The 22,861-nt window shown below is 53.4% G+C and carries 16 protein-coding genes and 1 pseudogene; 14 read left to right on the forward strand and 3 right to left on the reverse strand.

The features are described from left to right. Window positions 1-6 precede the first annotated feature (6 nt). A complete protein-coding gene (locus AAGF34_RS16130; RefSeq protein ID WP_342616740.1) occupies window positions 7-1,080 on the forward strand; it encodes a DUF6765 family protein in 1,074 nt (357 codons plus the stop codon). 1,118 nt (window positions 1,081-2,198) lie between these two features. On the opposite strand, the gene AAGF34_RS16135 is transcribed toward AAGF34_RS16130, so the two are convergent. Next, window positions 2,199-4,418 carry a hypothetical protein gene (locus tag AAGF34_RS16135; RefSeq protein ID WP_342616741.1) on the reverse strand — a complete coding sequence of 740 codons (2,220 nt, stop codon included), beginning with the start codon at window positions 4,416-4,418 and terminating at the stop codon, window positions 2,199-2,201. A 668-nt stretch (window positions 4,419-5,086) separates the two neighbouring features. Between AAGF34_RS16135 and AAGF34_RS16140 the strand changes: the two genes are divergently transcribed. From AAGF34_RS16140 to AAGF34_RS16155, 4 genes are all read left to right on the forward strand, one after another. After that, window positions 5,087-5,587, forward strand: a complete 501-nt coding sequence (locus AAGF34_RS16140) for a hypothetical protein (protein WP_342616742.1) — start codon at window positions 5,087-5,089, stop codon at window positions 5,585-5,587. A 1,040-nt stretch (window positions 5,588-6,627) separates the two neighbouring features. Continuing rightward, on the forward strand, window positions 6,628-7,092 hold the full coding sequence (locus AAGF34_RS16145) for a hypothetical protein (RefSeq protein WP_342616743.1): 465 nt from the start codon (window positions 6,628-6,630) through the stop codon (window positions 7,090-7,092). A 69-nt stretch (window positions 7,093-7,161) separates the two neighbouring features. Continuing rightward, window positions 7,162-8,292: a hypothetical protein gene (locus AAGF34_RS16150; RefSeq protein ID WP_342616744.1), complete on the forward strand. Its 1,131-nt coding sequence runs from the start codon at window positions 7,162-7,164 to the stop codon at window positions 8,290-8,292. 78 nt (window positions 8,293-8,370) lie between these two features. Continuing rightward, entirely contained in the window at window positions 8,371-8,967 is a 597-nt protein-coding gene (locus AAGF34_RS16155) for a hypothetical protein (protein WP_342616745.1), read from the forward strand. 36 nt (window positions 8,968-9,003) lie between these two features. Here AAGF34_RS16155 and AAGF34_RS16160 read toward each other — a convergent pair whose 3' ends face one another. Further along, a complete protein-coding gene (locus AAGF34_RS16160) occupies window positions 9,004-9,312 on the reverse strand; it encodes a helix-turn-helix transcriptional regulator (protein WP_342616746.1) in 309 nt (102 codons plus the stop codon). Window positions 9,313-9,695: 383 nt separating this feature from the next. Between AAGF34_RS16160 and AAGF34_RS16165 the strand changes: the two genes are divergently transcribed. The 5 genes from AAGF34_RS16165 (at window position 9,696) to AAGF34_RS16185 (ending at window position 15,372) form a co-directional block, all read left to right on the forward strand. Then, on the forward strand, window positions 9,696-10,241 hold the full coding sequence (locus AAGF34_RS16165; RefSeq protein WP_342616747.1) for a hypothetical protein: 546 nt from the start codon (window positions 9,696-9,698) through the stop codon (window positions 10,239-10,241). A 40-nt stretch (window positions 10,242-10,281) separates the two neighbouring features. After that, window positions 10,282-11,121 carry a nuclease-related domain-containing protein gene (locus AAGF34_RS16170; RefSeq protein WP_342616748.1) on the forward strand — a complete coding sequence of 280 codons (840 nt, stop codon included), beginning with the start codon at window positions 10,282-10,284 and terminating at the stop codon, window positions 11,119-11,121. A gap of 65 nt (window positions 11,122-11,186) precedes the next feature. Further along, the gene (locus tag AAGF34_RS16175) at window positions 11,187-12,008 is read left to right on the forward strand and encodes a hypothetical protein (RefSeq protein WP_342616749.1); all 822 of its coding nucleotides are present in this window, start codon (window positions 11,187-11,189) and stop codon (window positions 12,006-12,008) included. A gap of 413 nt (window positions 12,009-12,421) precedes the next feature. Beyond that, window positions 12,422-13,654 (forward strand): hypothetical protein, encoded by a 1,233-nt coding sequence (locus AAGF34_RS16180; RefSeq protein WP_342616750.1) that lies wholly within the window; start codon window positions 12,422-12,424, stop codon window positions 13,652-13,654. Window positions 13,655-15,144: 1,490 nt separating this feature from the next. Continuing rightward, window positions 15,145-15,372, forward strand: a complete 228-nt coding sequence (locus AAGF34_RS16185; RefSeq protein WP_342616751.1) for a hypothetical protein — start codon at window positions 15,145-15,147, stop codon at window positions 15,370-15,372. Window positions 15,373-15,546: 174 nt separating this feature from the next. Here the strand turns inward: AAGF34_RS16185 and AAGF34_RS16190 are convergent. Then, window positions 15,547-16,260, reverse strand: a pseudogene (locus tag AAGF34_RS16190) (DUF4158 domain-containing protein); the annotation flags it as partial. A gap of 384 nt (window positions 16,261-16,644) precedes the next feature. Between AAGF34_RS16190 and AAGF34_RS16195 the strand changes: the two are divergent. The 4 genes from AAGF34_RS16195 (at window position 16,645) to AAGF34_RS16210 (ending at window position 22,781) form a co-directional block, all read left to right on the forward strand. Then, window positions 16,645-17,562 (forward strand): LysR family transcriptional regulator, encoded by a 918-nt coding sequence (locus tag AAGF34_RS16195; protein ID WP_342616752.1) that lies wholly within the window; start codon window positions 16,645-16,647, stop codon window positions 17,560-17,562. A gap of 949 nt (window positions 17,563-18,511) precedes the next feature. Further along, the gene (locus AAGF34_RS16200; protein ID WP_342616753.1) at window positions 18,512-19,636 is read left to right on the forward strand and encodes a hypothetical protein; all 1,125 of its coding nucleotides are present in this window, start codon (window positions 18,512-18,514) and stop codon (window positions 19,634-19,636) included. An 849-nt stretch (window positions 19,637-20,485) separates the two neighbouring features. Continuing rightward, window positions 20,486-21,739 carry an MFS transporter gene (locus tag AAGF34_RS16205; RefSeq protein WP_342616754.1) on the forward strand — a complete coding sequence of 418 codons (1,254 nt, stop codon included), beginning with the start codon at window positions 20,486-20,488 and terminating at the stop codon, window positions 21,737-21,739. A gap of 541 nt (window positions 21,740-22,280) precedes the next feature. Continuing rightward, on the forward strand, window positions 22,281-22,781 hold the full coding sequence (locus AAGF34_RS16210; RefSeq protein ID WP_342616755.1) for a hypothetical protein: 501 nt from the start codon (window positions 22,281-22,283) through the stop codon (window positions 22,779-22,781). Window positions 22,782-22,861: the final 80 nt, after the last annotated feature.

Below are 22,861 nucleotides of genomic sequence, written 5' to 3' on the forward strand. Positions count from 1 at the left end.
GAGAATATGAACATTGATTTCCACTACGGTGTTATTTATGTCACCTCACGGTTGGCTGGAATGAGCCGCGAACAAGCGCAGACTGTCGCCCATGCGTGTCAGTATGTGGACGACGCAACAACCCGTGGAATCCTGCATTTTGAAGGTGGAGAAACCTTCGAACGTTTTGCAAGTGCCCACGTCATGTACGATTACAAGAACGCGATGAACGATGAGAATCGGGTGATCTGGGCGCCGTTTCATTTCCTGCCGGGTGGGCAGGGCGATACCCTGGAAGAAAAGTCGGTGTGCCGACCGGACAGCGAGATTGCGCGGGAAATGGTGAGGCGCGCCATTGATGGGCGAAAGGCAAACAACGCTTTGCATCGCCTGGGTGTCTCTCTCCATGTCTACGTTGATACCTGGGCACACCAAGGTTTTTGCGGAACCGAAAGCAAGCACAACACCGTGTTGTTTTTGGAAGGAGACCATCACGACCACACCACTTGGTTGAACAAGCTCACGGATATGCTGGCGGACACCGTGCACAACGTTGAGGCAGTCGGTTTGGATGTGATTTCAGGTCTGGGGCATGGTGGCGCACTGCATTTTCCTGATATGCCTTGGGCGACGTGGAAGTACCGGAATGGGCATCTGATGGAAATTCAACGCGACAATTTGCCAGATTTTGTGCAGGCCGCTGACATGGCATGCAAGGCGGTTCAAGGTTTCTTGAATGGCAATCGGCAATATGACACTGAGCGTGGTTTGCCACCTGAAGCCAAGGCTGCTTTGCAAGATCTGTTGGCCAGCAATCGTGATCATGACGGCGATAAGAGGTTGGATGTATTCATGCGGTCAATTGCTGCGGGAAAAGTCTCAGGTGTCGCAGAAGAAATCCCCGCTTACGTTGCCAAAGGGATCAATTCATGGAAGTTCGCAGCCACGGGCATTTCCGACAATGGGGATGGCGAGACCAAGCCGCAATGGTCTGCTGCTTTTGAAGATTCTGACTACAGAAAATTTCATGATGCCATCAAGGAGCACCGTTTCGTTGTCACGCAGGAAATTTTGCCGAAACACGGTGTACGGCTGGCGTGAGCCGTTCGGATTCCGTATTACATGCGCCGGCCGGTCGAGGATTTGGCCTGAAGCACGAGCGCATTTCGCTCAGCAGGAAAAGGTAGGCAGAGGGAGGACCGTCTGAGCGGGATTAATCCGGGTGTGTTCCTTGCTGTTTATCGGATTGTTATGGAATTCTGCGATGACATCGGAAATAGTCCAAAAATTGTTTCTGGAACGGGGTTCTGGGTCAAGAACAACAGTGATGAGTACTTCGTGACCAACCGCCACAACCGTGACCCGAAATTGAAATTAGGCATAGATTCGTCGTATAGGCTGGCGTTTGCTCAAATCCAACTTCGGGAGCAAAACTTTCCCGGTAACTGGCTTGCGGGCACAAAATTCTTTCCGGTGAGCAACCTGAACGATTGTCTGCGGCTGCATCAATCCGCCGATGTCGCACTGTTGAAGAATCCATTTGTGATTGAGCCGAGATCGATATTTGGACATAGCGGTCCAATCAGTGCCAACAGACGGCATCGACGACGGCCCGCAGGAACCTACCGCCCTCGGTTCCACGGTGATAGCGCGGATGTTCGTTCCAGAGCAGGGCGGCCAACTCTTGAAGAGCGTTTCAGATTGACTTTCACAATTCAGTCTTGGCATTCGATGCCGTTACCGGAAAGTGGGAAGTCCCTCGCATTCACAATTCGATGCCGCTAGAGCTGGGAGCGTCCATTCCATTGCATACAGTTTCCTCCCGTCGACAGAAAGTGCAAAACGGGCATCCTCCAGGGCCGCCAGGCGGGACTTCCAGTTAGAAGCTTGCCCGCGTTTGTAGAGCTCCAACTCCAGGACATGGGAGTTTTCGGGCGTCTTATTTGGCAGGTCGGGTTCCTATGAAGTCAGGATAGGTACTGCAGCCCCAGAAGGACTTTCCGCAGCTCAACGCGATTGCGAGACAATTGAACGGGAGGCCGCGAAAGACGCCCGGCTTTCATACGCCCGCTGAGATATTCAGCGAATGTGTTGCATCAACCGGTTGAATCAGCCACCTGCACTGCTCATAGTCCCCGGACAGTAGCACTGGCGTCAGTGGCCACGATTGACCTTGCACCTATGTTGAGAATGAGCACAGCGCTCTGGATAGCGCGCCGTCATTGCTTTGCGCTACCGCAGAGGGGGGAAAGTGCCTGACACACCTTGGACGCGGCAGAGAGTATGGGGGTGTTCATAGCTTCAGCGGTAGTACGAGTCATGTACCAACCCAGGGGCGCAGAACGCAGCGTCCGTACAAAAGCGCAGCGCTGTTGTCGGTCCAGAATGGTTCTGTTGAAGGCCTCATCGAGGCTGAGAGTTAGCATTACAGGTTCACTTCCCCCCGATTTTTTGACCAGATCTTTCAGTCGATCTTCGGCTTCGGATGCGTGCCCTTTGCGCGACGCCAGCAATGCCGCGATTGCAGACAGTTTGGGCGATGAAGGCAAGCCATCCAGTGAGGCGCATTCATCTTCTGGTGGATTCCCATTGATGTTCAGCCATTTCGTGTCCGGCACATTCGGGACATATTCGGTCAAGGCTTCCGCACCACTGTTGTCGTAGTAGCCACCATCGACCAGTTGAATGGGCCCACTTGCTGTCTGACAGGACCCGGCGGGGCTGATGACCGGAAATCTCGCACTGTGGAGAACCGCCTCTCCGATGCTTGTTAAATGACCACAGGCGTCAGCTTTATGGTTATTAAATTCCATTCGTCTTCCGGTTGAAACAACGGTGGAGTTGAGAAGGACGGTAGGCCCAGGGTGATTCATGCCGTTGGCGTCCAATGACTGCCCCAAGCTTGACAGCGGGGATGCGAATGTAGTCCCGCTTTTGCCCAGAGTATCGACTATTGCACGCTGCCATCCATCCAACAGAGCCTGGCCGCGGCGGGCCTGGACCGGTAGAAGATCGACAGAAAAGAGGTTTGCAAGCACCGGTGATAAAAAATCATTCAATAGCACCCTGTCGACTAGACTCTGGGAAGTAACAGTTGAATTCAGCACACTGGGGCTGCAATCCGTCCAGGCGCCTTGGATAAGGCGATACTGGCGGATCATGAGGTAGGTCGCGATGCCAAATGATCCGCCTGAGACGCCGCTTGCTGTCGAGAGCCGTTGCCCGAACTTGCCGCAGGATAGTTCGTCTACGCGGGCCAGCACTGAAGCAGTGTAGTAGGCTGCTCGCAGGCCACCACCATGGGCATTGAGAATGACATCCCGATCGGATAGCGGACTTCTCTCTGCCTCTGCTTCCGGTGCGAAGGGCGTCATGGTCGGCGGATCCAATCGCTCCAATCCCAGGGACTCATCGGCGACGCCCAATATTACGGCGGCGGTCACTAGAAATACAGCTACCCAGCCGATACTGGGCGTCCAGCGTACCACTCGAGCGAACCAGAGCGAAATCAAAGTGCCCACTGTTGCACAGGCTCCGAGAAAGAGAAGCACCACATCCGGCGAAGACAGTAAATGAAGCTGAGGTGTAAGAGTCACAAAAAACAGTAATCCGGCCGTACAGATCGCGATTGACAGCAGGCGACCACTGACGTCGTTGAGATCACGAGATGCGGCTGGGTGTAGTCTTCGTGAACCTCCGAAAACGCCTCGCAGTAGGGCTCGGCGAAAGATGAGTCCCAGGTGAAGCAGAGCTGGTAAAAGGTTCAATAGTAGAGTGATCACAAAGGTTTGCCCGGTGCCGATCCGTGCACCCAAAGTTAGCAGCAACCAGACCCCCACCGGAAGGCAGAACGCCGCTACGGAAAATAGCCACATGCGCTGTCGGGGCGCCCGTCGAATCAAGACCTGTCCGAGGATGGCTATTGTCAGTGGACAGACTGCACAGCCTATTGGCACTAGCATCGACTGCGTGCCTGGGAAGATGCCCGCCGTGAGTGTGCTGGCCGACAACAATATCAACGAGCCGGTGCCGAACCATCGCGGCACCCAAACGACAGCTCGAAGATAAATCCGTCGATCGCCGAATGATGTCAGCCGAGGTTGGACGGATTGACGTCGATCAACCGTGCTCAACAATCGTGCCATGTACCACAGCGTAGTGGACAGCGCGAAACCGACGCAAAGGAATGAAAGCGTGGGAAGCGTCCGGCCGGGGTCAAAGAATAACGGCGTCTGCGATATTGCGAAAGGTTCGAACAGTGCAAACAATACTTCCTTCGCCTGAGGGACATAGGCAAGAATGCCGAATTCCACTGATATGACGACGGCCGGCAGCCAGCAGCGGCCAAGGCAGACGTGAATCCAAAGAAGCAGAACTTTCCAGCATCGAAGTCTCGAGACTAAGGTCCTCGCCCACGCTCCACGAAAATAGTCAGTCATCAATCCTCCGCTTTTTTGATGCGCCATTCGGAACCCTACCACCGGATGTCCGATGCGCTGAGCGAAGGATCGTATGCTATTTATTGAACCGCAGCAATGGACGTCAAGTGGGAATTCTCCCCGGCATGTTCGAAGGAAAAAGGCGCTGAGGTAGATGAATCATGCCAGCATAAGATGAAGTCTTCGGTCGGTGCATCTTCGACGCGGGCTGGCTCAGCGGCGAGCTTATGAGCAAGCTCTTAGTCGATGTTAGGACGCGGTGGCATAGACATTACTAGGCTTGGCGAAGCGGCTTCTGCAAAGCATAGAAGAGCGATGGAGTGTCCCACGGCAGTTTTCGATATCCCGTAAATCAATTTTTCTGACCACTTTGTAATCGGACAGCGTGACCCAAAGATTGTCGGCTCCTGGTTGGTGATAAATGACAACGTCTAAAAAATTTGGCTGACCTGCTGCCTCAGTATTCCATGAAAAAGTGGCGTGTTCAAATTCAAGAATGAAGTCAATCACACTGAGCCCAAGCGCTGCCGTGTGGCGCGATTTGTGTCTGCAAGGTCCGTTCAACTAGAGCGACGTTGCTGAAGCGATGGTTGCGCAACGAACTCGGCGAGATTTGTCGAATTTGGTATTTTTGAATAAGCTCATACCTTTAGCTAAAGGAAATAACTATGCAAAGAAATGAAGCGACAAAATCCAAAGGATATTGTGTCAGTTATGAAGACATGGTCGATAGCCATACTTCGCTTTACTCCATGAAAAATACGTTTGCAAATGGAGCGTTGCGGACATATGGGAATGTGCAAATTGTTGGCTCCATCAATATTGCGCCACTTTGGATTTGTGTGGAGTGGGATACGAAGGCAGTCTGGGTTGGCTACCATTGGCAGCCCCCGCTTGACGCATGTCGCATACGAGCTGGGATGGAGGAATGGTTTAAAGGTATTGTCTTGGTCAATCGTGTGCTTGGAACCAGGGATTACCGTCAACACGTCCTCCAACAGTCAAGGAATTTTGTTGATCAGGAGCATCAAACCATATTGAGACGACTTCAAGAGTGCCAGTCTTTGTTGGATGTCCATGGCGCGGGTGAAGCTGCAAAAGCAAATGTTAGGTCTTTGATGCGTCCAGACCAAAATCCCCTTTTGCATCAAGATGAATTACTTGACTAAATGTTGGTTCAGTTGAAGCTGGAAATCATTTCGGAACGGCCCAGCCTTCACTTGGAATCAACACCTGTTACGCCAACATGTCCGAATTTTCGGCCAAAGCATTGGCTCCGAAATGATGTTCTCTCTGGAGCGGGTTGATCTCCAAAGCATGGCCGTTGATGGGCGACATTGTGACTTCTGCGGCCACATTGATTACAACTTGGCGTGCGCGGTCGGCACAGGTGTGTGCCTGTTTCGATGCCCGTGACTGCGAGGAAACTGGATCCTATGCCTATAAGACTCTGTTCGCTCTCAAAGATGCAAATTCTGTCCCAATCCCAATCACTCTTGATCACAAACAGTGAAATGTAGATCGGCAGCATAAGGCCCAACAACGCCGATGTGGCCTCCAGCCGCGAATGATTTTGACCAGTGAAGTGGATGATTGAGGTTTTGAAGTTTGCAACGCTTTTGCAAGCGCGAAATGCGCTTAGGCGGCATTGAAAGAATTGCACGATTCCTGAATCAACATCCACAGGAGTCATAACATGCCCCACAGTTCAGTTAGTAGCAAGTCTGCGCAGCGCAGGCGTTCATGCTTCCATCTGGCCCCCTTCAAGCAGCCGAAGATCACGCGCATGCAGAGGGAGCGCATACCACGCCCGTGCAGCATTCAGTTTTTTAAGGCACGCACCTGCCAGACCTATCAAGTAGCCTTGCGAGAAAAGGGAAAGGACACCATGCTTGTCCTTCCTCCCGCATTGAATTGGTCACGTTGGCGCGCCGGTCAGCGCATCTGCTTTTAGATGCGAGAACAGACCGTGGTGATTGCGCGCCGACCCATGGGCGAACGGGGCAGCCAGCGATTCAGTTCGCGGCTGTGTCGTGGACACGTGTCACCGGCCCGCGTCAGAAAAGAGGGACCACCACACTCCATGGCGCCGATCACCGGGAAGACTGGTGAGTCCGGTTGCACTTAGCTTGCTGTGTGAACTTGGTACTTTCTGAGTGACCGCCCAAAGGCCCTTCAAGGCGCCATCCCTATGCAATGAAGAACCACTATGCCCACCGCACCACCGCCAGGTTTTCAGATCCTCATTAGCCCAGGTTACCAGGCCGTTTTCCTCCACTCGGTGCCACCGCACACCTTGCGCGCGAACTGCCTGGAACTCAATCAATTCATTGAGTCTCTGGGTTATCAGGTGGAGGACTGGAATGCGAACCCCATCTACATCATTAGCCCAGTGCACCATTGGGTACTTCCCGACCACCAGGAGCAGATCAAACGGTTCATTGGGTTGACACCGGGTTGCAAGTACACCCGCTGTAATGGCGGTGAAAACCCGCGCGTGGAAGCTTGCCAACTGGGATTCCTAGATGACCGCAAGCGCTTCATTGACTTGGCGGCGTTGGACATTCGCTCCGTTCTAAACACACCATCTGAATCAGATGCTGTGCATCTGGATACAAAAAAGTCCTCTGCTTGGAGCCAGGTGCTGGCCTTCCTTGCCCGAGTATTCACCTAATGCGCATTTACAAATGCGATTGCAGATCCAACAAACTACAACATTCATGCAGGGAGATTTATTGTGTCCATGAGCAACCTTTTCGATCGACAGGTCAACCAGCTGATTCTGGACATGGAGACGCTTCAGGATTCTGCTGGCAGTAACACTGCGGCCTTGAGCCGGGCGCGCCATGCAGTGGGCCAGGAGCTACTTCACGGCAAGGGCATGGATATGACCGCCGCAGCCCTTGGCCAAATCGAAGATGAAGCCACCGCGCAACGTCTGCTGGCTATCGTTCGCTATTGCAGCGAGCACTTTGAAGTGGAAGGGGGCCAAGGCGAAGACGGGCAGGCGGACTCACGGGTGCTGTCGGCCGTCGTGCTGCCGCTGTCCGTTCGCATGCATTCCAAGTCCAAAAAGCCCTTTGCCTTGGACCGCGCAGACAGCCAAGCACTCAAGGAACTGGCCCAGAACATACAGGACGTCCTGAAAGCTCGCAAGGTGGTCTTCGATTCCCGCTTCTATGACCACCGATCCCTCTTTGCGCTGCCTCCCAGAGATCTATGTGGACATTTGATCCAATTGGCAGGGTACTCCAAAAGCCAGGTGGGCGGCCCTAAATTCTGCCAGCTCTATGCCCAAGCCGATGCGCCATGGCGACAGGTGTTTCTTTTGGGAGTCGAGGTCGCTGATCCGATGCGATCTGGCCGTTTGGACGACCTGAACATTCAGGTTCATGCCGAGGTTTGGAACGACCATACCAGTGCAAGCATTGAGTATGCCGATGCAATCTTTTTGAACCCGGATCTGCGGGCCGAGGCCGAAGGGCATGGTGCGCACTACCTGCATCGTGGTTATGCATTTGGTGTGATGGGTCTGCGATCCTTGCGTCTTAAAGACATGCTGATCGCCTTGAGGGCCGACGGCGCACACTTGCAGGTGTTTATCAACAGCAATGGCGACACGGTGCGTACCATGATGGTGGCACCAAAGCTTGGCCTGGAGTTGCGCGCGCCCATCCTGAACAGCGAGACACTCTGGTCATTCCAACAAGAGTTGGAGCGTATAGCCCATAGTGTTTTGGGTGATTTCGATCCACTCTGTGTGGCGCAAGTCGGAGAGGACGAATACCTGACCCAAGCAAAAAGGCACGGTGTGATCCTGATGCGTTTGTCATCCAAGCCAATTAAGAGAGCAAGGGGTCAAACTGGCACCTGATGCGGGCGGTGCCACATTCGCAGCAGCAAGTCTTGCCGAAGGAATGGCCCTTAACATGTCTCGCTTCGAGGAAGCCCCATGAACACGAACATCAATTCCTGTGAGCGCTGTGGCAAGTCCGCTCCCAGCCATGTGCTCACCCATTTTGCGGTGGAGTCCGGTACCCTTTTGCTGTGCATACAGTGTTTCAATGCAAAAATTGCCCGTCGGTCAGGCATCGAGGCTTTTGACAACACGGAGCTCGAACCGATAGCCATTACCGATGCGGATGGCATCAGTCATACCTTCCATTTTCAGACGCGACTGTTGGGACCCATGGTGACGCTAGATGCCTTTGAACTAAGGGACGGCACACCTGGTGGTTACCAGTTTCGGTTGATTGGTGATCCCGGCGAAGACAGGTACACGCAACTTGCACACATGGTTCAGAAGATCCGTGACGCCCTGGCCAGCAAATACCTCAAAGACGGAGAGTTTGGCCTACAGATCAGAGATATGAACGTTCAAGGGCAGATTGAGGCGGACCTGTCAGAGGAATCAGAGCTGTTTGGCAACCGTGCCCCCATGCTGGTGATCGATGGGCGCGAGGTGTCCTGGGAGGAGTTTGGCCGCATGCTCATGACATTCGAGGGGTTTGAGTTCAAGCTTCAGATCGTGGACCCTGGCGACGCTTAACGTCAATCAATCTGCTGCCGGCACGCGGGAGGCCGCTTACTTGACCACCCGCCCACGTGACAGTCGGGTTTTCTTCACCGGGAGGTCAGGCATGGGCCCGGTGTCGAACAAATCGGTCACATCCACCCGAAGACTTCCAGCCAGCGCGTGGATCATGGTCAGTGTCGGGTTAGCTTCACCCGTCTCGACGCGGCTGATGTAGGTCCGAAAGAAACCGCTCTTCTCGGCTAGATCTTCTTGTGTAAAGCCGCGCGCTGTACGCAGTTCACGCACGCGGTTACCGAAAATCTGCTGCAAGGACATGGCCATCTGCCGATATTGGCTGATGTACACTAATTCATACACACACTAATTCACACATTTAAAAATCAAGAAATGCGACGAATTGAAGGTGTATGGAGGCAACGGACGCGGCTTGACTCGCATGCATCGCGTCACGCGGTTTCCTTAAAACATGGATATGGGAACTAGGAGGGAGGCCGCACAATGGGGGAGCACGCACGTTTTTGGCGTATCGGCACGCAGTTGGGCGTACCCTACTTCGCTCGCTTAATGAAAGCTTTTTGTCCTCTTGACTCGGGCGCGAGTGCCCATAGCGCATCTTCGCTCTCACTTTTCCCAACGTTTTGTGCTTACCTGGATAAAACGCGCTTAGGCACCGTGGGTAAAGGTCTACCTTGTGATCCAGCCGTCCGCCCATTTCCAAGGACTGCCAAGAGCAAAGACCAATGAACCCTACCAAAACAAAGCGACTGCGCCCGCATCCGCAGGGCCGTCCACACAAGGCGTCGCCACAGCGGCAATCGGACTCCCAGACCGATGGGCACGGTGATGCGGGCTTCTACTTTCAGATCAAGGGCCGGCGCGGTATCACGTCCAGTGAGGCGGATGCATTTGTCCGCAGACTGGAAGACTATTTTCTGCAGCACCAACTCCAAATGGAAGGTGGCCCTCTACGTGCCTGGGTGACTGCGCAGGATAAAAGTCTATCGCCCGAGGATTGCATGGACTTTCTTTGCTGGATTGCGCGGGATGGCGCGGTTGCGCATGTGGCAACAAGCGGCGTATTGAAGGAGCGCCCAGAACTGGCTGCAACTGTCTTGCGAATTTCAGTCGCAGTCACTGACTCTGCACTGCATGCAGCTATCTCCCTGTACCAGTCCCATCGTCTATCAGGGCGCATGGCTTTGGCGGTGCTGGACAGCCAAGCGCCTTTGCAAGGGTCTTCTGAACCTTCAGACGCGATGTGCCCCTCCATTGCCCCTGCCCAGTAAATCCTGTTTACCACCTTATTCACTCACCGCCACATTTTTCATGAGAACACTCGTTTTATCGGACCACACCCACGACCAGGCCACCGCTGCGGCCAGCAAACGCCAGGCAGACTATGCGCGCGCCCTTGGGACCTATGAGTCAGCACTGGCACACAGGGCAGGGCGCAGTCAGGCCCTGATCGCGACATCACGGCAGTACTTCAAGGAAGGACGCTACTTCGCCTGGCTGGCAAGCATCGTTGCGCGCATGGTGATGCGCTTCTCTGCGCCCCTTAAGGCTCCGGTCATAGCGGCTGCGGGCCGCGACGAAGTCGTCTGGAACGCGGGTGGTGATGGCGAGCAGCGCGCGCTGGATGCACTTGCTCGGCAACTTGGTGATGAATGGGTGGCTATCTCGGGTTACAGGAATCCTGCCGGTGAAATTGACCTGCTGCTCGTTGGCCCGGACGGGGTGGTTGCCATCGAGGTCAAGTATGTCAATGGCAAGGTGCATTGCGAGGGGGATCGTTGGTGGAGAGACAAGAGTGACAAATACGGCAATGTCGTTGAGCGCAATCTCCCCATAACGGACAAGAAGGGCAGGGGACCCAGTGCCCAGGTCAATGCAGCGGCAAGTCGCTTGCAAGGCTTCCTGGCCGAAAGAACCCCGGTTCGCTCCGTGCTGCGGGCCGTGGTGCTCTCGCACGACCAATCCGAGTTGGGAGTACTCCAGAGCCCCACGGTGCATGCCATTGCAAGGCTGAGGGATTTCGATCCCGGCAGTCTCGTTCACCGCATCTTGGGCGCGGGACACCAGTTGCTTGTCGATGACCTGGTGCGCATCATCACCCAAGACCACCGCTACCACGAGCGGCGCACGAAACCCAAAGAGCCTCGGTGACGCGCGCGAGCTTCATGTGCTGTGCTTTCAATTCAAACCAAGCGATCAATTCAAAGGAGCCCTTTATGAAAACGAAACATCTTGCCCTGTCAGCGCTCAGCGCAGCCATGCTGATGGGCTGCGCGTCCAAGCCCACTGCAGAAAGCCTTCAACGCGACCAGCTAAAGGCTGAGGAATTGCGGGCCAAGGCTGATGCCGCCAAGGCTGAGAAGCGCCAAGTCCAAAACGAAGCGTTCATTGAAGGAATTCCGTCTTGGGCACTGCAGCCACCCAAGCCGGATTCGGGGGGCTTCTATGCCGTGGGTGCTGCCGAGTCCCAGTCCCTGAGCGTTGCCCAAAAGAAGGCGATGCTGGATGCGGAGTTTGGCTTGGCCAAGCAGTACCGCCAGGAGCTCTCTGGCAGTGAGCGCAGCTTCACCCAGGAGCGAAATGACCAGAGCCTCTCCAATCAATACACCCAATTAATCGACAAGTTGGTTTCGCGCGTGCCGGTAGTGGGCTTTGAAGTCGTCAAGCAAGAAGCCAAATCCATTCAAGGCACGTTCCATTCCTGGGTGCTGCTAAAGCTCCCGTTTGCACAGTTCAACCGGGTTCTGCAGGAGCAGCGGGCAGAGGCGGTAGATGTGACAGTGCAAAAGGCCTTTGACGATTTGGAGCGTCGGCTCAAGGAGCGCGCAGCCGAGCGTGCACAGGAGCAGCGCGATCAGCAGGCTTTGCGGCAATCGGAAGTGGCATCACACGCGGACATGACGGCGCAAGTGGGTGGGAAGCTAGAAGGAAAAACCGTCGCTAATGATGCAGCCGTCAGCCTGAAAGGGGCACCTGTGGCGCGCAGCCAGGTTGCGCCAGTGGAAGTGGAGCCTGCCGGTGGCCAGGCGCAGCCCTGACGTGGGTTGCTACCTATGCCCATGAAACTGACGGGCAGGGCGCGTGTGGCCGCCATCGCACTCTGCGCCAGTGGGCTCGCTGCGAACGGTGCGGAAGTTTCCGCTCATCTGACCGAGTCGGATGTACGTGTCTCCCGTGAAGGTGGCCTTCTTTACAGCACCTACTGTGGACCAAAAACCTCCAATGCCCACACCAGTAGGCGCTTGGCCATGGCCGGCGCGGCGCGCTTACTGGTGCAGTGGCGTGAAGGAGTGGAGATTTCTGGGACGCAGTCGTTGCAAAACGGTCGGTTTGAAGAGCAAATTCGGGAAATTAGCCTGGGTGTAGTAAGCGCCATGGAAGTAGTTCTTGAGGACTCAGCCGGCGGCATCGCGCGGGACCTTTGGTGTGTCAAAGTAGTGGAGAGACCCAGATGATGATGATTCGACTGTGGATTGCAGCGTGCCTGAGTGGGATGGTGTTGGTGACATCGGCAGCCACTTGGCAAGAACCCATGTCAGTGGAGCTGATCCTAGGTGAGCGCGACACACGCATGACTGTGCGTGCGGCCGCCCTGGATGAGATGCGTGCCCGTGCGTCTCAAAAAGTGGGCCAGATCGTGGAGTCCACCATGATTTCCGACGGTCAAAAGCTCACAGAAGAGATTCGCACCGTGGGGGTTTCGCTGGTCCAGATAGATAGTGTCAAGGACGAGGTGCGGCTGCAGCAGGACGGAAGCATGCGTCTGGTGGTCACCGGGATGGTGACGGTAGATACCTCTGAATTGGACCGTCGGGCTGCCGCTATGCGCGAAGATGGGAATAAGGTTGAGAAAATCCGCCAGTTGGCGGCCGACAACCAGACGCTACGGCGCTCCCTTGCTGACGTCACAAAGCTGTTGGGGCAGCAAGCTTCACCTACAACAACGGCAGACCTGCTCAAGCGCCAAGCGGTGATCCTGGAAAGCCTTGCCTCGAACGTGGAGCGGGTGGGGCAAACTTTTCGTGCCGGGGCACTGCTGGAACTGGCAGAGAAAGAGGACACAGCATGGGCCGCTGTTAAAGAGGAAATCGACACCGGTGTTCTGGAGCGCATTTTGATGGCTCCCGTGAACGCCAAAATCATGTGGGTGGAGAGCACGTCGAATGGCGTCACTGCCGTTGTGCAGGTGGGTTGGGACGCAGATACCAAATCGATTTACGAGGTGCTCAGGCGCTATGAATATCTGTGGCCTATTCAGTCAGAAGAGGCTTCGAGAAAAGGTCTCATCTACATGTCGCCGCGCGAAAACGGAACGAGCGCAAGTCGCCCTTTTGCCGCGCGTGTACATAAGTATCTAGAAGGAAATCGCATCGCACTAGAGATAAGTCTGGGAGGAGTAAGTAGAACTTTTCCAATGCTCTTTGTGGGGAACAGTTTTGATCTCAATACGTGCAGCTATGAAATGACGATAAGCAAATACAACGCAGATCAAGCCACAGTTTGTATGAGCTTTCAGAAAAAGACAGTAACCTCCATGCTTGGTTTGAACCCTGCTGAACGGGACAATCCGGCAAAGTTCAATTTGACGATGAAGCAGGCAAATGACGCCACGGCGCTAACGGCCACCTGGATATTGAGAAAGCAAGATGGAACGCTGATCCGTCGGCCTGCTCAGGTACTTTAGTCAACCCCGCAAAAGTCAAATTCACGTCAATTTCGTCCGATCAGCTCTCAGATAGTTGCTGGTTGAGTCCGTGGCGGAGGCAAACATGTCAAGAAGCCGCCTGCTTAGTTGTTCAAAACCAGCAAACAGAAATAACAGGCGAACCATGGCCCTAATCTACCAACTGAATCAAAAGTTACCATTACAAAGACTCCTAAATCAAGACCCATTTTTCAATGCATCAGGGAAAGCGTGTTTCTTAAGTTGTAAAAGAGAAATTGGAGTGAACATTTCTGCCCATATCCCATTGGCGGCCTTTCGGCTAACCCAAGTCTCAAATAGTTTCCATATGCCCTGAACGATTCCCTGCTACCAGGAATCCAATGGACTTTGCCCCATCCAAACACCACCCACCTCGGGATGAACGGCTCGTTTAGGCGCTTTGTGCTTTTCGTCGGGTAGTCCTAAGCGTTCAAGCTGGGCGACACAAAGGCCGCACAGACGTACTAACAGAGGTGCCACGAAAAAGAAAAGCTGGGCGTGCGCAACCCGTGCGCAGAACTGGGAAGACTGACCAGAGGCACAAAGGCATAGCTAGAGCGCCAATTCGCAACTGTGCGCGTGACGGGTTAGGGTGTGCATTTTTCACCCTAGGCAAGTCATAACCACCAAAGCGACTTTGGCGGAACGATGACTGGTGTAAGCAAGCTGCTCGTTCAAAACGACCGCAGACCTGCTGATGGTATGGCACGGATCCCGGTGCCTTTCGCCAAGGCTGCCCATGAAGGGCCTATGGCAAACGGTCCCCTGAGGGGAATAGTCCACAGCGTGGAAATGAAGCCTTACTCTATCAAAGTAATTTGCTAGCGTCAATGATTTTCAAGAGTTCTGCTAATCTTTCACAATCTTGAAAATCAGCCGGAAACCCGCATGGTTGCTTGCAGAAAAGTCGCCTCTCTATTGAATTCACATTTTTGAGAACAGTAGATTTTGCCAATTGCGTATCATTTCCGTGGTCAAACCCGGAGGTCCAAAAGTGAGAAAAAAGTTTCCCTGGAGAACGGTTCTATACTTAACTTATCGTCGATTCAGCCAGGTCTGGCACGCTTCACCAGTCCATTTTTGGCAACCATTCAAAACAGAACACGTGGTTTGAAGCCAAAGTGGTGATTTGTCATCACATTGCCAATGCATTTTTATTGGCCTCAGAGATTAATATTTACCCAGAACGTGTACAGACGCTGTGTACAAGTTGTGTACGACTGCTGTAGCAGTCGTACACACGTTGTGGTGAGTTGAGAATTGCCACGACGTGTACAGACGTTGTGTACGACGTCTACACAACTTCTACATCAGTCGTGCACGTGTTGTGGGAGATTTTCGACGCTACGACTTGTACAGACCTTCTGTACGACTGCTACAGCAGTCGTGCACGACTGGTGTACACGTTGTGGGGGACGAAGTGTTCAATAGGCTTCCTGCCGACTTCAAAACAAACAGGGATGACAACAATGAGCTACCGGATTAAAAGCACCCACCCTATAGTTGGGCCTCAGGTGACCGGCATCAACAACATTGCCATGTACATTGCTGACCGATCGATGGCGGTGGTAATGGTTGCAAAGAGCTACACATTGCCTTTCGGTAAAGAAATTCGAGTAGTGCACGTGCCCACCGGAGAAGTGGTCTTTCGCAAGACTGCCGCGACAATTGCCCCCATTCTTGATAGCAAGTACTGATCGCTTTTCATGTCACTCTTGGTGGTCACGGATTCTGTTTCCCGTGAACTCGTAGGGCGGTGCTCTCGCACGTAGTGGGTCTTGTTACTGCCTAGCGCCTGAAGATGACCGCAGCGCGACTCTCGTATTTGTACTGCAGTTGATGCATGGGAGCTAGTTAACATAACAGTCGGAGAGCAAATCAATACGTTCGAGTACCTCGTTGATTTGGCGGGTTGAGTGCTTGGCCGGTGCAGCCCATAGCCAACTCTGCTGAGTTTGGCCATCAGGACGTAGCTCTGCCACCTTCGTTCGCCATCGATCAAGGAGTGCAGGATCGATGCTGGCGGAGATGGCAGCACCTGTTTCTACTTCGAGCTGGGTGAGTGCGCTGGTAATCAGAGTTCTGATGGCACGCTCGTGAACGATCACCAGCTTGTTCCTGTACAGCCATTGCCGCGTGCGCACAAGCAGCTGATCGCGGTCGGCGCAGCGAGCCACGTCGTCGCGCAGTTCACGTTCCAGTGAGCGGCGCTGGTGCTCGCTCATCCACTGGAAACCAAGGGCCGTGCAGGCTATTTGTTGGTGATCGAATAGCGTGCGCCCGCGTTCATACATGGCTCTCAGCGAGGCGACTTCTGGTGCTGCAATGCCAAGCTCGTTGCCAAGGTGGCGCCACAAGGCTACTGGAATTACACGAAAGGCACCGAGCAAACGCCCACTCATGCGCAGGAAACCAATATGCAGCGCCAGACCAAGCTTGTGGGAATCGTCTCGGCGTGCATTGATTGCGTCGCGCTCGGCACCATCGAAGGTGAAAAACGCCTTCATCTCGAAGTCGCTGATATCGCGGGGGAGCTCACACATCCCCAAAAACGTTGTGTGCAAGCCCTGCGTCGTGAACCCCATTAGTGGGCGGTCACGATACCCGTTTGCAAAGTGAACAGGAAAGTCAATGAAATCAACGATCTACCCAGACCACCCCCGCGCCAGTGCTAGCTTTGCGTACCGTCACTTATTGCACTGAAAACGAGGGAACCCCCAGTCAGCCATTGGACTTGAGCCAATGACGCGTTGTCGCTGCATCAGCGACTGCCACATGGTGAAAGGCAGGACCAGGCTGGTTGCAGTTAACAAAGTTTGTCGGTTGAGTGACAGCGCTACGCCATACAGGTTGACTTCCCAATGATTTTCCGGTATTGCCTTGTTTGGCACAAAGTTTCACGAAGCGGCAATGCTCCTTCTTCGCAGGTATATTGATGACAGGTATTGCTGCAAAGGGAGTGTTTCTTAATGGGAAATAATGAATTCTTGGGCGTGTTGCCTGAAATGGTGACCTTTGTTCGCGTAGCGGAGTCAGGCAGCTTCTCGGCTGCCGCACGCTTTTTGCACGTTTCCCCCTCGGCGGTAAGTAAACAGGTGACCCGGCTCGAGAAGGTACTAGGGGCGCAATTGATTCGGCGTACTACCCGTCAATTGCAGCTCACCGATGTGGGTATGGAGGCCTTCCACAAATGCAGCGAGCTCGTGGAAGCAGCCCAAGGTGCCATGCAGGTGACGGCGAAATTCATGGAGCGACCGCAAGGCATGGTGCGGCTCACCGCTCCGAAAGCCTTTGCAAAGCATATTCTGCACCCCGCGATACTTGATTTCCTGGACAAGTATCCTGACGTTGATGTCCAACTAATCGTTACTGACAAATCGGTTGATCCCATTCAGGAAGGGGTTGATCTGGTAGTCCAACTGACCAAAGTTCCACCCTTGAATTTGGCCTCGCGACCACTTATGAAGGTCGAGCACATCCTGTGCGCTTCCCCCAAATTTCTCAAGAACAACCATCCCATCAAGAATCCCAAAGACCTGGTGGGGATTAACTGCCTCTACATTGGCGAGCGGGACAGGGACAACTGGTGGCGATTTAAGAGGGGCAAGGAGGTTGAGGACGTGGTGGTCAAGGGCCGCTACGTAGCCAATCACAGCGAGATGCGGCTGGAGGCCGTTCTCAGAGGCATTGGATTGGGATGTGTTCCAGACTTCGTGGCCAGAGATGTGTTGCAAAAGGGGACCGTATTGCGGATCCTTCCCGAGTGGGAGCTTGAAGCCAACTATCACGGAACTGCACACGTTCTCTACCCACCCAATCGTTTCCTGGCGCCCAAATGCCGAGTCCTGATTGACTTTCTGGTAGAACACGTTGGCCGGAGCATGTAGGTTGCCTGACTACTCCATGCACCGGGTCTGCCGGTGGCACTGCGTGGGCAGTGTGGCTTTCTTGCTTTGGACCGGTCATAGGGCATGCACTCCATGTTAGGCGAAGGACTTTTGCAGTAGTGGTGCAAGACGACCGTTGATACGACAGTGGTTCCCTGCTGACAACCTCTGCAGGCGGCGTCAACGTGTATTGCAAATCAACCAGGGCCACGTGAAACTAGCCTTTGCACATGCTGTCTCGATGATCCCTACGGTGGCTCTGGCGGCAATCATGAAATAAATCTTCCAGATATCGGACGCCATTCCTTTAAGTAGATTGAAGTTCGCCGGTACCAGATTGGTGAAATGGGCTCATGAATTATTCTCGTAGTCATCTGCGCTCTGGCGATAGAACACATGATGGTTGATTCGAACTCGACAATCAATTGCGTAGCGAACAAAACGTCCGTCGCGCATATGTTCTTAGTAGTTGTATTTGAAGCCCCACGAATAACGTGCGAATTCCCTTCAAAGCGTTCTGCGCAAACGTATTTATTGATCATTAGCAACGTCAAAGCCAACACAACAATTCAAGAGCATTTCCCCCTCCATTGAAGCTCCAGTTCGATGCCTAGATGATCAAGTCAAGAGTCTCTTCGACATTAGCTTTACGGCAATGACTTACCTATTTTCAAAGAGAAGGCCACTTTCCTAAAAGCTACAGCGTTACGAAATTTAATTTGTATACAGGGGAACAGGTCATGATGATTTTCAAGTGTCTGCGCATTCGTTCCAACGAAGCACAAGTCATGTTCCAAAGAAGGCATGGAATCGTTCCTCGGATTGAGTGCTGCGTGCTAGTCTTTAGTATGCAGATGGGAATATCATTTGCTTATAAAAACAGCAATTTCATCCGTCAGAAACGGAGCGTCGTTCGGAAAAGCATAGATCAACTCACATGGAGCTTCTGATGACAAACTTGACCGAAAATAAACTGGATGATTTCAAGAACCTATATCCCAACAATCCGAGAATTCAGGCACTGACGCTCGATGAAGTGCTAAAGAACACGGCCGGGATGACCGTTGACTGGAGCAAAATAAAGTTCCAACAGCGGTCCGTAGCGGCAGCCGCAGCGATCTCCGGATGTCAATTGGCGGTTGGGTATGTGGTATTCGACGTTGTTTGCTTGGCAGTTGGGGCGGTCGGGCTGCGTGCGGGAGTCAGCGGCAGCACTGTTCAAGCGATGGCGAATGCCGTGGCGCCAGTGCTGTCGAAAATAGAAATCATCATTGCTAGGCTAGCTGCCCAAGGCGCCACCACCTCAGAAATTGCGTGGGGCGTTTTCGAAATACTAAAAACCATTTATTCAGGGGGGTGCCTGGGCGCAGTTTTTGAGGCCTTCACTGATAGCCTCAAATGGTGGGAGATGGTTCTTTACGGAATTACCGGAGTTGCAACTATCGTTGCGGCCTTGGCCACCGACGGCATGGCGTTTGTCGCCGAAATCGTGATCCTGCTGGCCACATTCGGCTTTCTGCTCTCGGATTCCGCAAGCGCCATTCAAATCTGCAACCTACCGCCAGAACAGCCGGAACCGGGACCAAATCCCACGCCCGGTCCCGACCCCTTTCCGTTTGAACCTGTCGTGGCTATCAGGACGGTTAACGGTCACACGCTGACCGTGGTCAACAATGGTGGCCTTGGCGGTGGCAATGTGGCTATTCAGACAGATAGCCGCACCGTAGGTCCCTGGGAAAAGTTCGTCTTGGTTCCCATTGATGCGCAGTCGCGAACATTTGCATTGCGCACCAGCAATGGCAACTACGTCACGGCCGTCAACGGTGGTGGCATGGGGGGGGCCAATGACGCCAGCAGTCCGCTGCATACCGATGCGACTTGGGTCGACTCATGGGAAAGGCTCATCTTCGAGCAGCAAGCAGATGGGACATATGCGATTTGTACTACTGCGGGCTATTACCTAACGGCAGTAAACGGCGGAGGGTGGGGAGAAGGGGCAAATCAAAAGCCTATCCACACCGATGCCAGAGCACTCGGCCCATGGGAGACGTTTAGCCTGATAAGCGTATCCTGACTCCTTGGGAAGTATTCAAAACGTCGCCACGTTCCTCCGCATTGTGAATCCAATTGATGCGTCTGCCGCTGGGGATCGTTTTGGCAACGCTTTATTGACATAGCCCATTTACGCCGATCGCTGGCCAGGCTTGCGCTGGCCAGCTTCATGGTTCTCTTGCAAAAATGCCAGTTGATGGTGTCTATTGTGGGCATGAGACGCGACTTTTCGTCCATTGTCCGCTCTGCGTCCTTTCCTCGAAATCGAACGCATGCTGGTGCATGTTGTAGGGCTGTTGACCCATGAGCGTCCCCCCCTGTTTTGGCGTATTTGTAGCTTGGTCGGTAAATGAATGCACTGCAGACACAGGATGGCCACCTGGAACTCGGTCACGAGCAAGGAAGAGCTCTTGCAACGCGACTCTCTGAATTTTGGCACTGATGCTAACCACATTCTTGCAAGCGATGCCCACATGGTCACGGATCAGACGCACTGAGGATTCAACCCGTTCCAGTGAGGGGACGACGGCACGCAGAAATAGTGTAGCAGCGCGGGTTAGCCCAACAACTCAGGTGAGCCTCACAAACAGCGAGACGCCAACTTCCTCCTCTAGACATTAAATCTGCCTGCTCACTGCACTCTGCGTCACGGCCAATTTCTGTGCGGTAGATCGAAAGTTCAAGTACTCTGAACTGACCCAAAGGAAGTGGCCGTCTTCGCATCGTTGCACCGGCGTTCTTGGGTTGTAGATGTTGCGTGCGGAGTTTGGCGATTGATGCCATATAGGTATCAATCGGGTGCCGCGTTTTCATTGGACTCCGAGAGATGAGGGCGGCATGATAGGGGTCGTTGCAAACGGACCGTCCATTCATGAAATTACAACGCCCAAAATCAAGTAGAACCGGCCCGGTCGAGTTGACCATTCTTTTGACCAGTTTCATCGCCGCGACCTATGGCTTTGGCGTGTACCTCTTTTCGACGCTGCTACCGGAAATGCGAGTCGCACTTTTCCTGAGTTATGCCGAGATCGGTTGGATCACTGGTGTGGCGCAAATTGGCTTTCTTGTGGGTGCATTTGCCAGTGCGCGACTGGTTCGCGCCGTGGGAGGGGTTCGCCTCATTCTTGTCTCTGTTTTCGCTTGTTGTGCATGCCTTGGCCTCATGCCTTGGGTTGCCAATGTGTTTCATATCGCCATTCTCATGGTGATGGCTGGTTGCGCTGCCGCCACGGTATGGGTGCCAATGGTGGCCGTCGTACAAGCTGGAATCACCGAGCGGCATCAAGGCAAAGTGTTGGGCCTTATCTCTTCCGGGACGGCCTATGGTCTGTTCTTCAATGGACTCAGCACTCCAATATTGCTCCCGACCGGTGGATGGAAATCCGTTTGGACGTTTTCGGCCGCAGTGACCTCCCTTTTGTTGGTCTGGGGCCTCCTGCGTCTGCAGGTTGGACAGAAAGTTCTAGGGGCCGGGGATGCCAGTCACGCGCGAGCGGATGGCGACTTTGGTTGGGCAGCAGCGGTTCGCGACCCACTGGCGATCACTGTGGTCTTGCTAATGTTTTTGAATGGCATCGCATGTATGCCGACAATGAACTACCTAGTCGCTTTCCTGCGCGAGGAGATTGGATACACTGTTCAAGCCGCTGGTTGGATATGGTCCACCATTGGCTTTGTGGGGATGTTTGGCGGATTCGCCATGGGAGCGCTGGCGGACCGGATCACAGTTGCAAGGTCCTTGAATCTAACTTACGTTCTGCTGGGAATCAGCACCATGCTGTTCCTTGACCATGCGTACATCTGGGAGGTGCTGATCGGCGCCGGCCTCTTCGGTTTGTCGTTTAATGCCATTTTTGGACTGGTTCCCGCGTTTGTCAGTTTGTCCTTTGACGCCAACAAGGCAACAGCAGTTTTTGCTGCCAGTAATGTCATGCTGGGGCTCGGCTCCATGCTGGGAAACTTGCTTGGTGGCCTCTTGCGAGAACAGCAGCAATCGTTCGTACCGGTCTACGTTGGCTCGCTTGGAATCGATTTCCTTTTGATCTTGCTCAGCCTGCATCTGCAACGTACCCATCGGCGCCATACGTACGGCACTTCACCTACCCATTCAGTAGTTACGGAGTGAAATTGGCGGATGTCAGTATTGGCTAGCCAAATTGAAATGCTATACGACTGCAGTCAGTCCTTGTCAGAATTCGGCTAGGACGCGATAGCCGTCACTCGAACGGTATTCACAATTTTTTAAGACATACTCAATGCAAAATATCTAGTCAATCGGTAGCCGTTTCAGCGAACCTTTGCAACGAGGAAGTTCCTTTTAAGCATGGTAGTAAGCTGGCGATGCTGGCAGTTCTAGTACGGCGTCGTAATCGTTCGACTGTTCAAAGCTGACAACAGCTTGACTTTTTAAGTCAATGACCTCGCATGACCGTATCGCTTTGAAAAGGCTTGTGGTCTATCAACCTACGATATGGCTGGTGCGGCTGCACGCATGCATTTGATCTCGGTCAACATCTTCTAACTCGCCAAGCGTATAACCAAATTGATTGGCAGCGTTGCTGCCGGTCAAATGCAACTTTTGGTCTGCTTCCCACAAGAAGCAAGGTTGCTTTCATATGCTTGAACCACTGCATTGGGCAGACCCCAATATTATTTGGAGAATTGAAATGTCGAAGAAAGTAGTTGCTGCAACACTGCTGGGTGTTTTTCTATCGATCGGCAGTGCGCCATCCATGGCGGCAGATGCGGATACCCAGGCTCAACTGGACGCACTCAAGGCGGCCATTCCAAAATTTGCCATCCCGATGCGTGAGGTTGGTGATCGTTTTCAAAATATATGGTTCGCTGCCAAGGACGGAAACTGGGCTCTCGCTGCATACATGTCAAAGTACATGAATGGTTCATTGAACCCCGCCAAGCTCACCAAACCAGATGAGTACGCCATCTGGAAAAAGTTCTACGAAGAGAAGTTTGCCAATGTAAACGACAAAATAATGGCCAAGGACTTTGAAGGCTTTGACGCTGCATACACCAAGGCAATTGCTGATTGCAACGGTTGCCATAAGAAAATGGATTACGGTTTCATCAAGGTGGTCAAAATGAAGACTCCCGCAGACATTGGTATTGATTACACCGTTAAGTCGGAACCAGGTGACGTACCAAAGTAGACCATTGGGTTGGTCGTGCCAAGCTAATGCAGGTATTCAATCTCGTCGTGATTTCACTTGCCAATTTTTGGAGATTTGAG

It is taken from the genome of Rhodoferax sp. GW822-FHT02A01, assembly GCF_038784515.1.
GTDB lineage: Bacteria > Pseudomonadota > Gammaproteobacteria > Burkholderiales > Burkholderiaceae_C > Allorhodoferax.

What these genes read in the sequence shown, in the direction of transcription:
- AAGF34_RS16210 (WP_342616755.1), top strand. Translation starts at nt 22,281, where the DNA reads ATGTCGAAGAAAGTAGTTGCTGCAACACTGCTGGGTGTTTTTCTATCG.
- AAGF34_RS16145 (WP_342616743.1), top strand. Translation starts at nt 6,628, where the DNA reads ATGCCCACCGCACCACCGCCAGGTTTTCAGATCCTCATTAGCCCAGGT.
- AAGF34_RS16155 (WP_342616745.1), top strand. Translation starts at nt 8,371, where the DNA reads ATGAACACGAACATCAATTCCTGTGAGCGCTGTGGCAAGTCCGCTCCC.
- AAGF34_RS16180 (WP_342616750.1), top strand. Translation starts at nt 12,422, where the DNA reads ATGATGATGATTCGACTGTGGATTGCAGCGTGCCTGAGTGGGATGGTG.
- AAGF34_RS16140 (WP_342616742.1), top strand. Translation starts at nt 5,087, where the DNA reads ATGCAAAGAAATGAAGCGACAAAATCCAAAGGATATTGTGTCAGTTAT.
- AAGF34_RS16195 (WP_342616752.1), top strand. Translation starts at nt 16,645, where the DNA reads ATGGGAAATAATGAATTCTTGGGCGTGTTGCCTGAAATGGTGACCTTT.
- AAGF34_RS16130 (WP_342616740.1), top strand. Translation starts at nt 7, where the DNA reads ATGAACATTGATTTCCACTACGGTGTTATTTATGTCACCTCACGGTTG.
- AAGF34_RS16185 (WP_342616751.1), top strand. Translation starts at nt 15,145, where the DNA reads ATGAGCTACCGGATTAAAAGCACCCACCCTATAGTTGGGCCTCAGGTG.
- AAGF34_RS16150 (WP_342616744.1), top strand. Translation starts at nt 7,162, where the DNA reads ATGAGCAACCTTTTCGATCGACAGGTCAACCAGCTGATTCTGGACATG.
- AAGF34_RS16165 (WP_342616747.1), top strand. Translation starts at nt 9,696, where the DNA reads ATGAACCCTACCAAAACAAAGCGACTGCGCCCGCATCCGCAGGGCCGT.
- AAGF34_RS16175 (WP_342616749.1), top strand. Translation starts at nt 11,187, where the DNA reads ATGAAAACGAAACATCTTGCCCTGTCAGCGCTCAGCGCAGCCATGCTG.
- AAGF34_RS16205 (WP_342616754.1), top strand. Translation starts at nt 20,486, where the DNA reads ATGAAATTACAACGCCCAAAATCAAGTAGAACCGGCCCGGTCGAGTTG.
- AAGF34_RS16170 (WP_342616748.1), top strand. Translation starts at nt 10,282, where the DNA reads ATGAGAACACTCGTTTTATCGGACCACACCCACGACCAGGCCACCGCT.
- AAGF34_RS16135 (WP_342616741.1), bottom strand. Translation starts at nt 4,418, where the DNA reads ATGACTGACTATTTTCGTGGAGCGTGGGCGAGGACCTTAGTCTCGAGA.
- AAGF34_RS16200 (WP_342616753.1), top strand. Translation starts at nt 18,512, where the DNA reads ATGACAAACTTGACCGAAAATAAACTGGATGATTTCAAGAACCTATAT.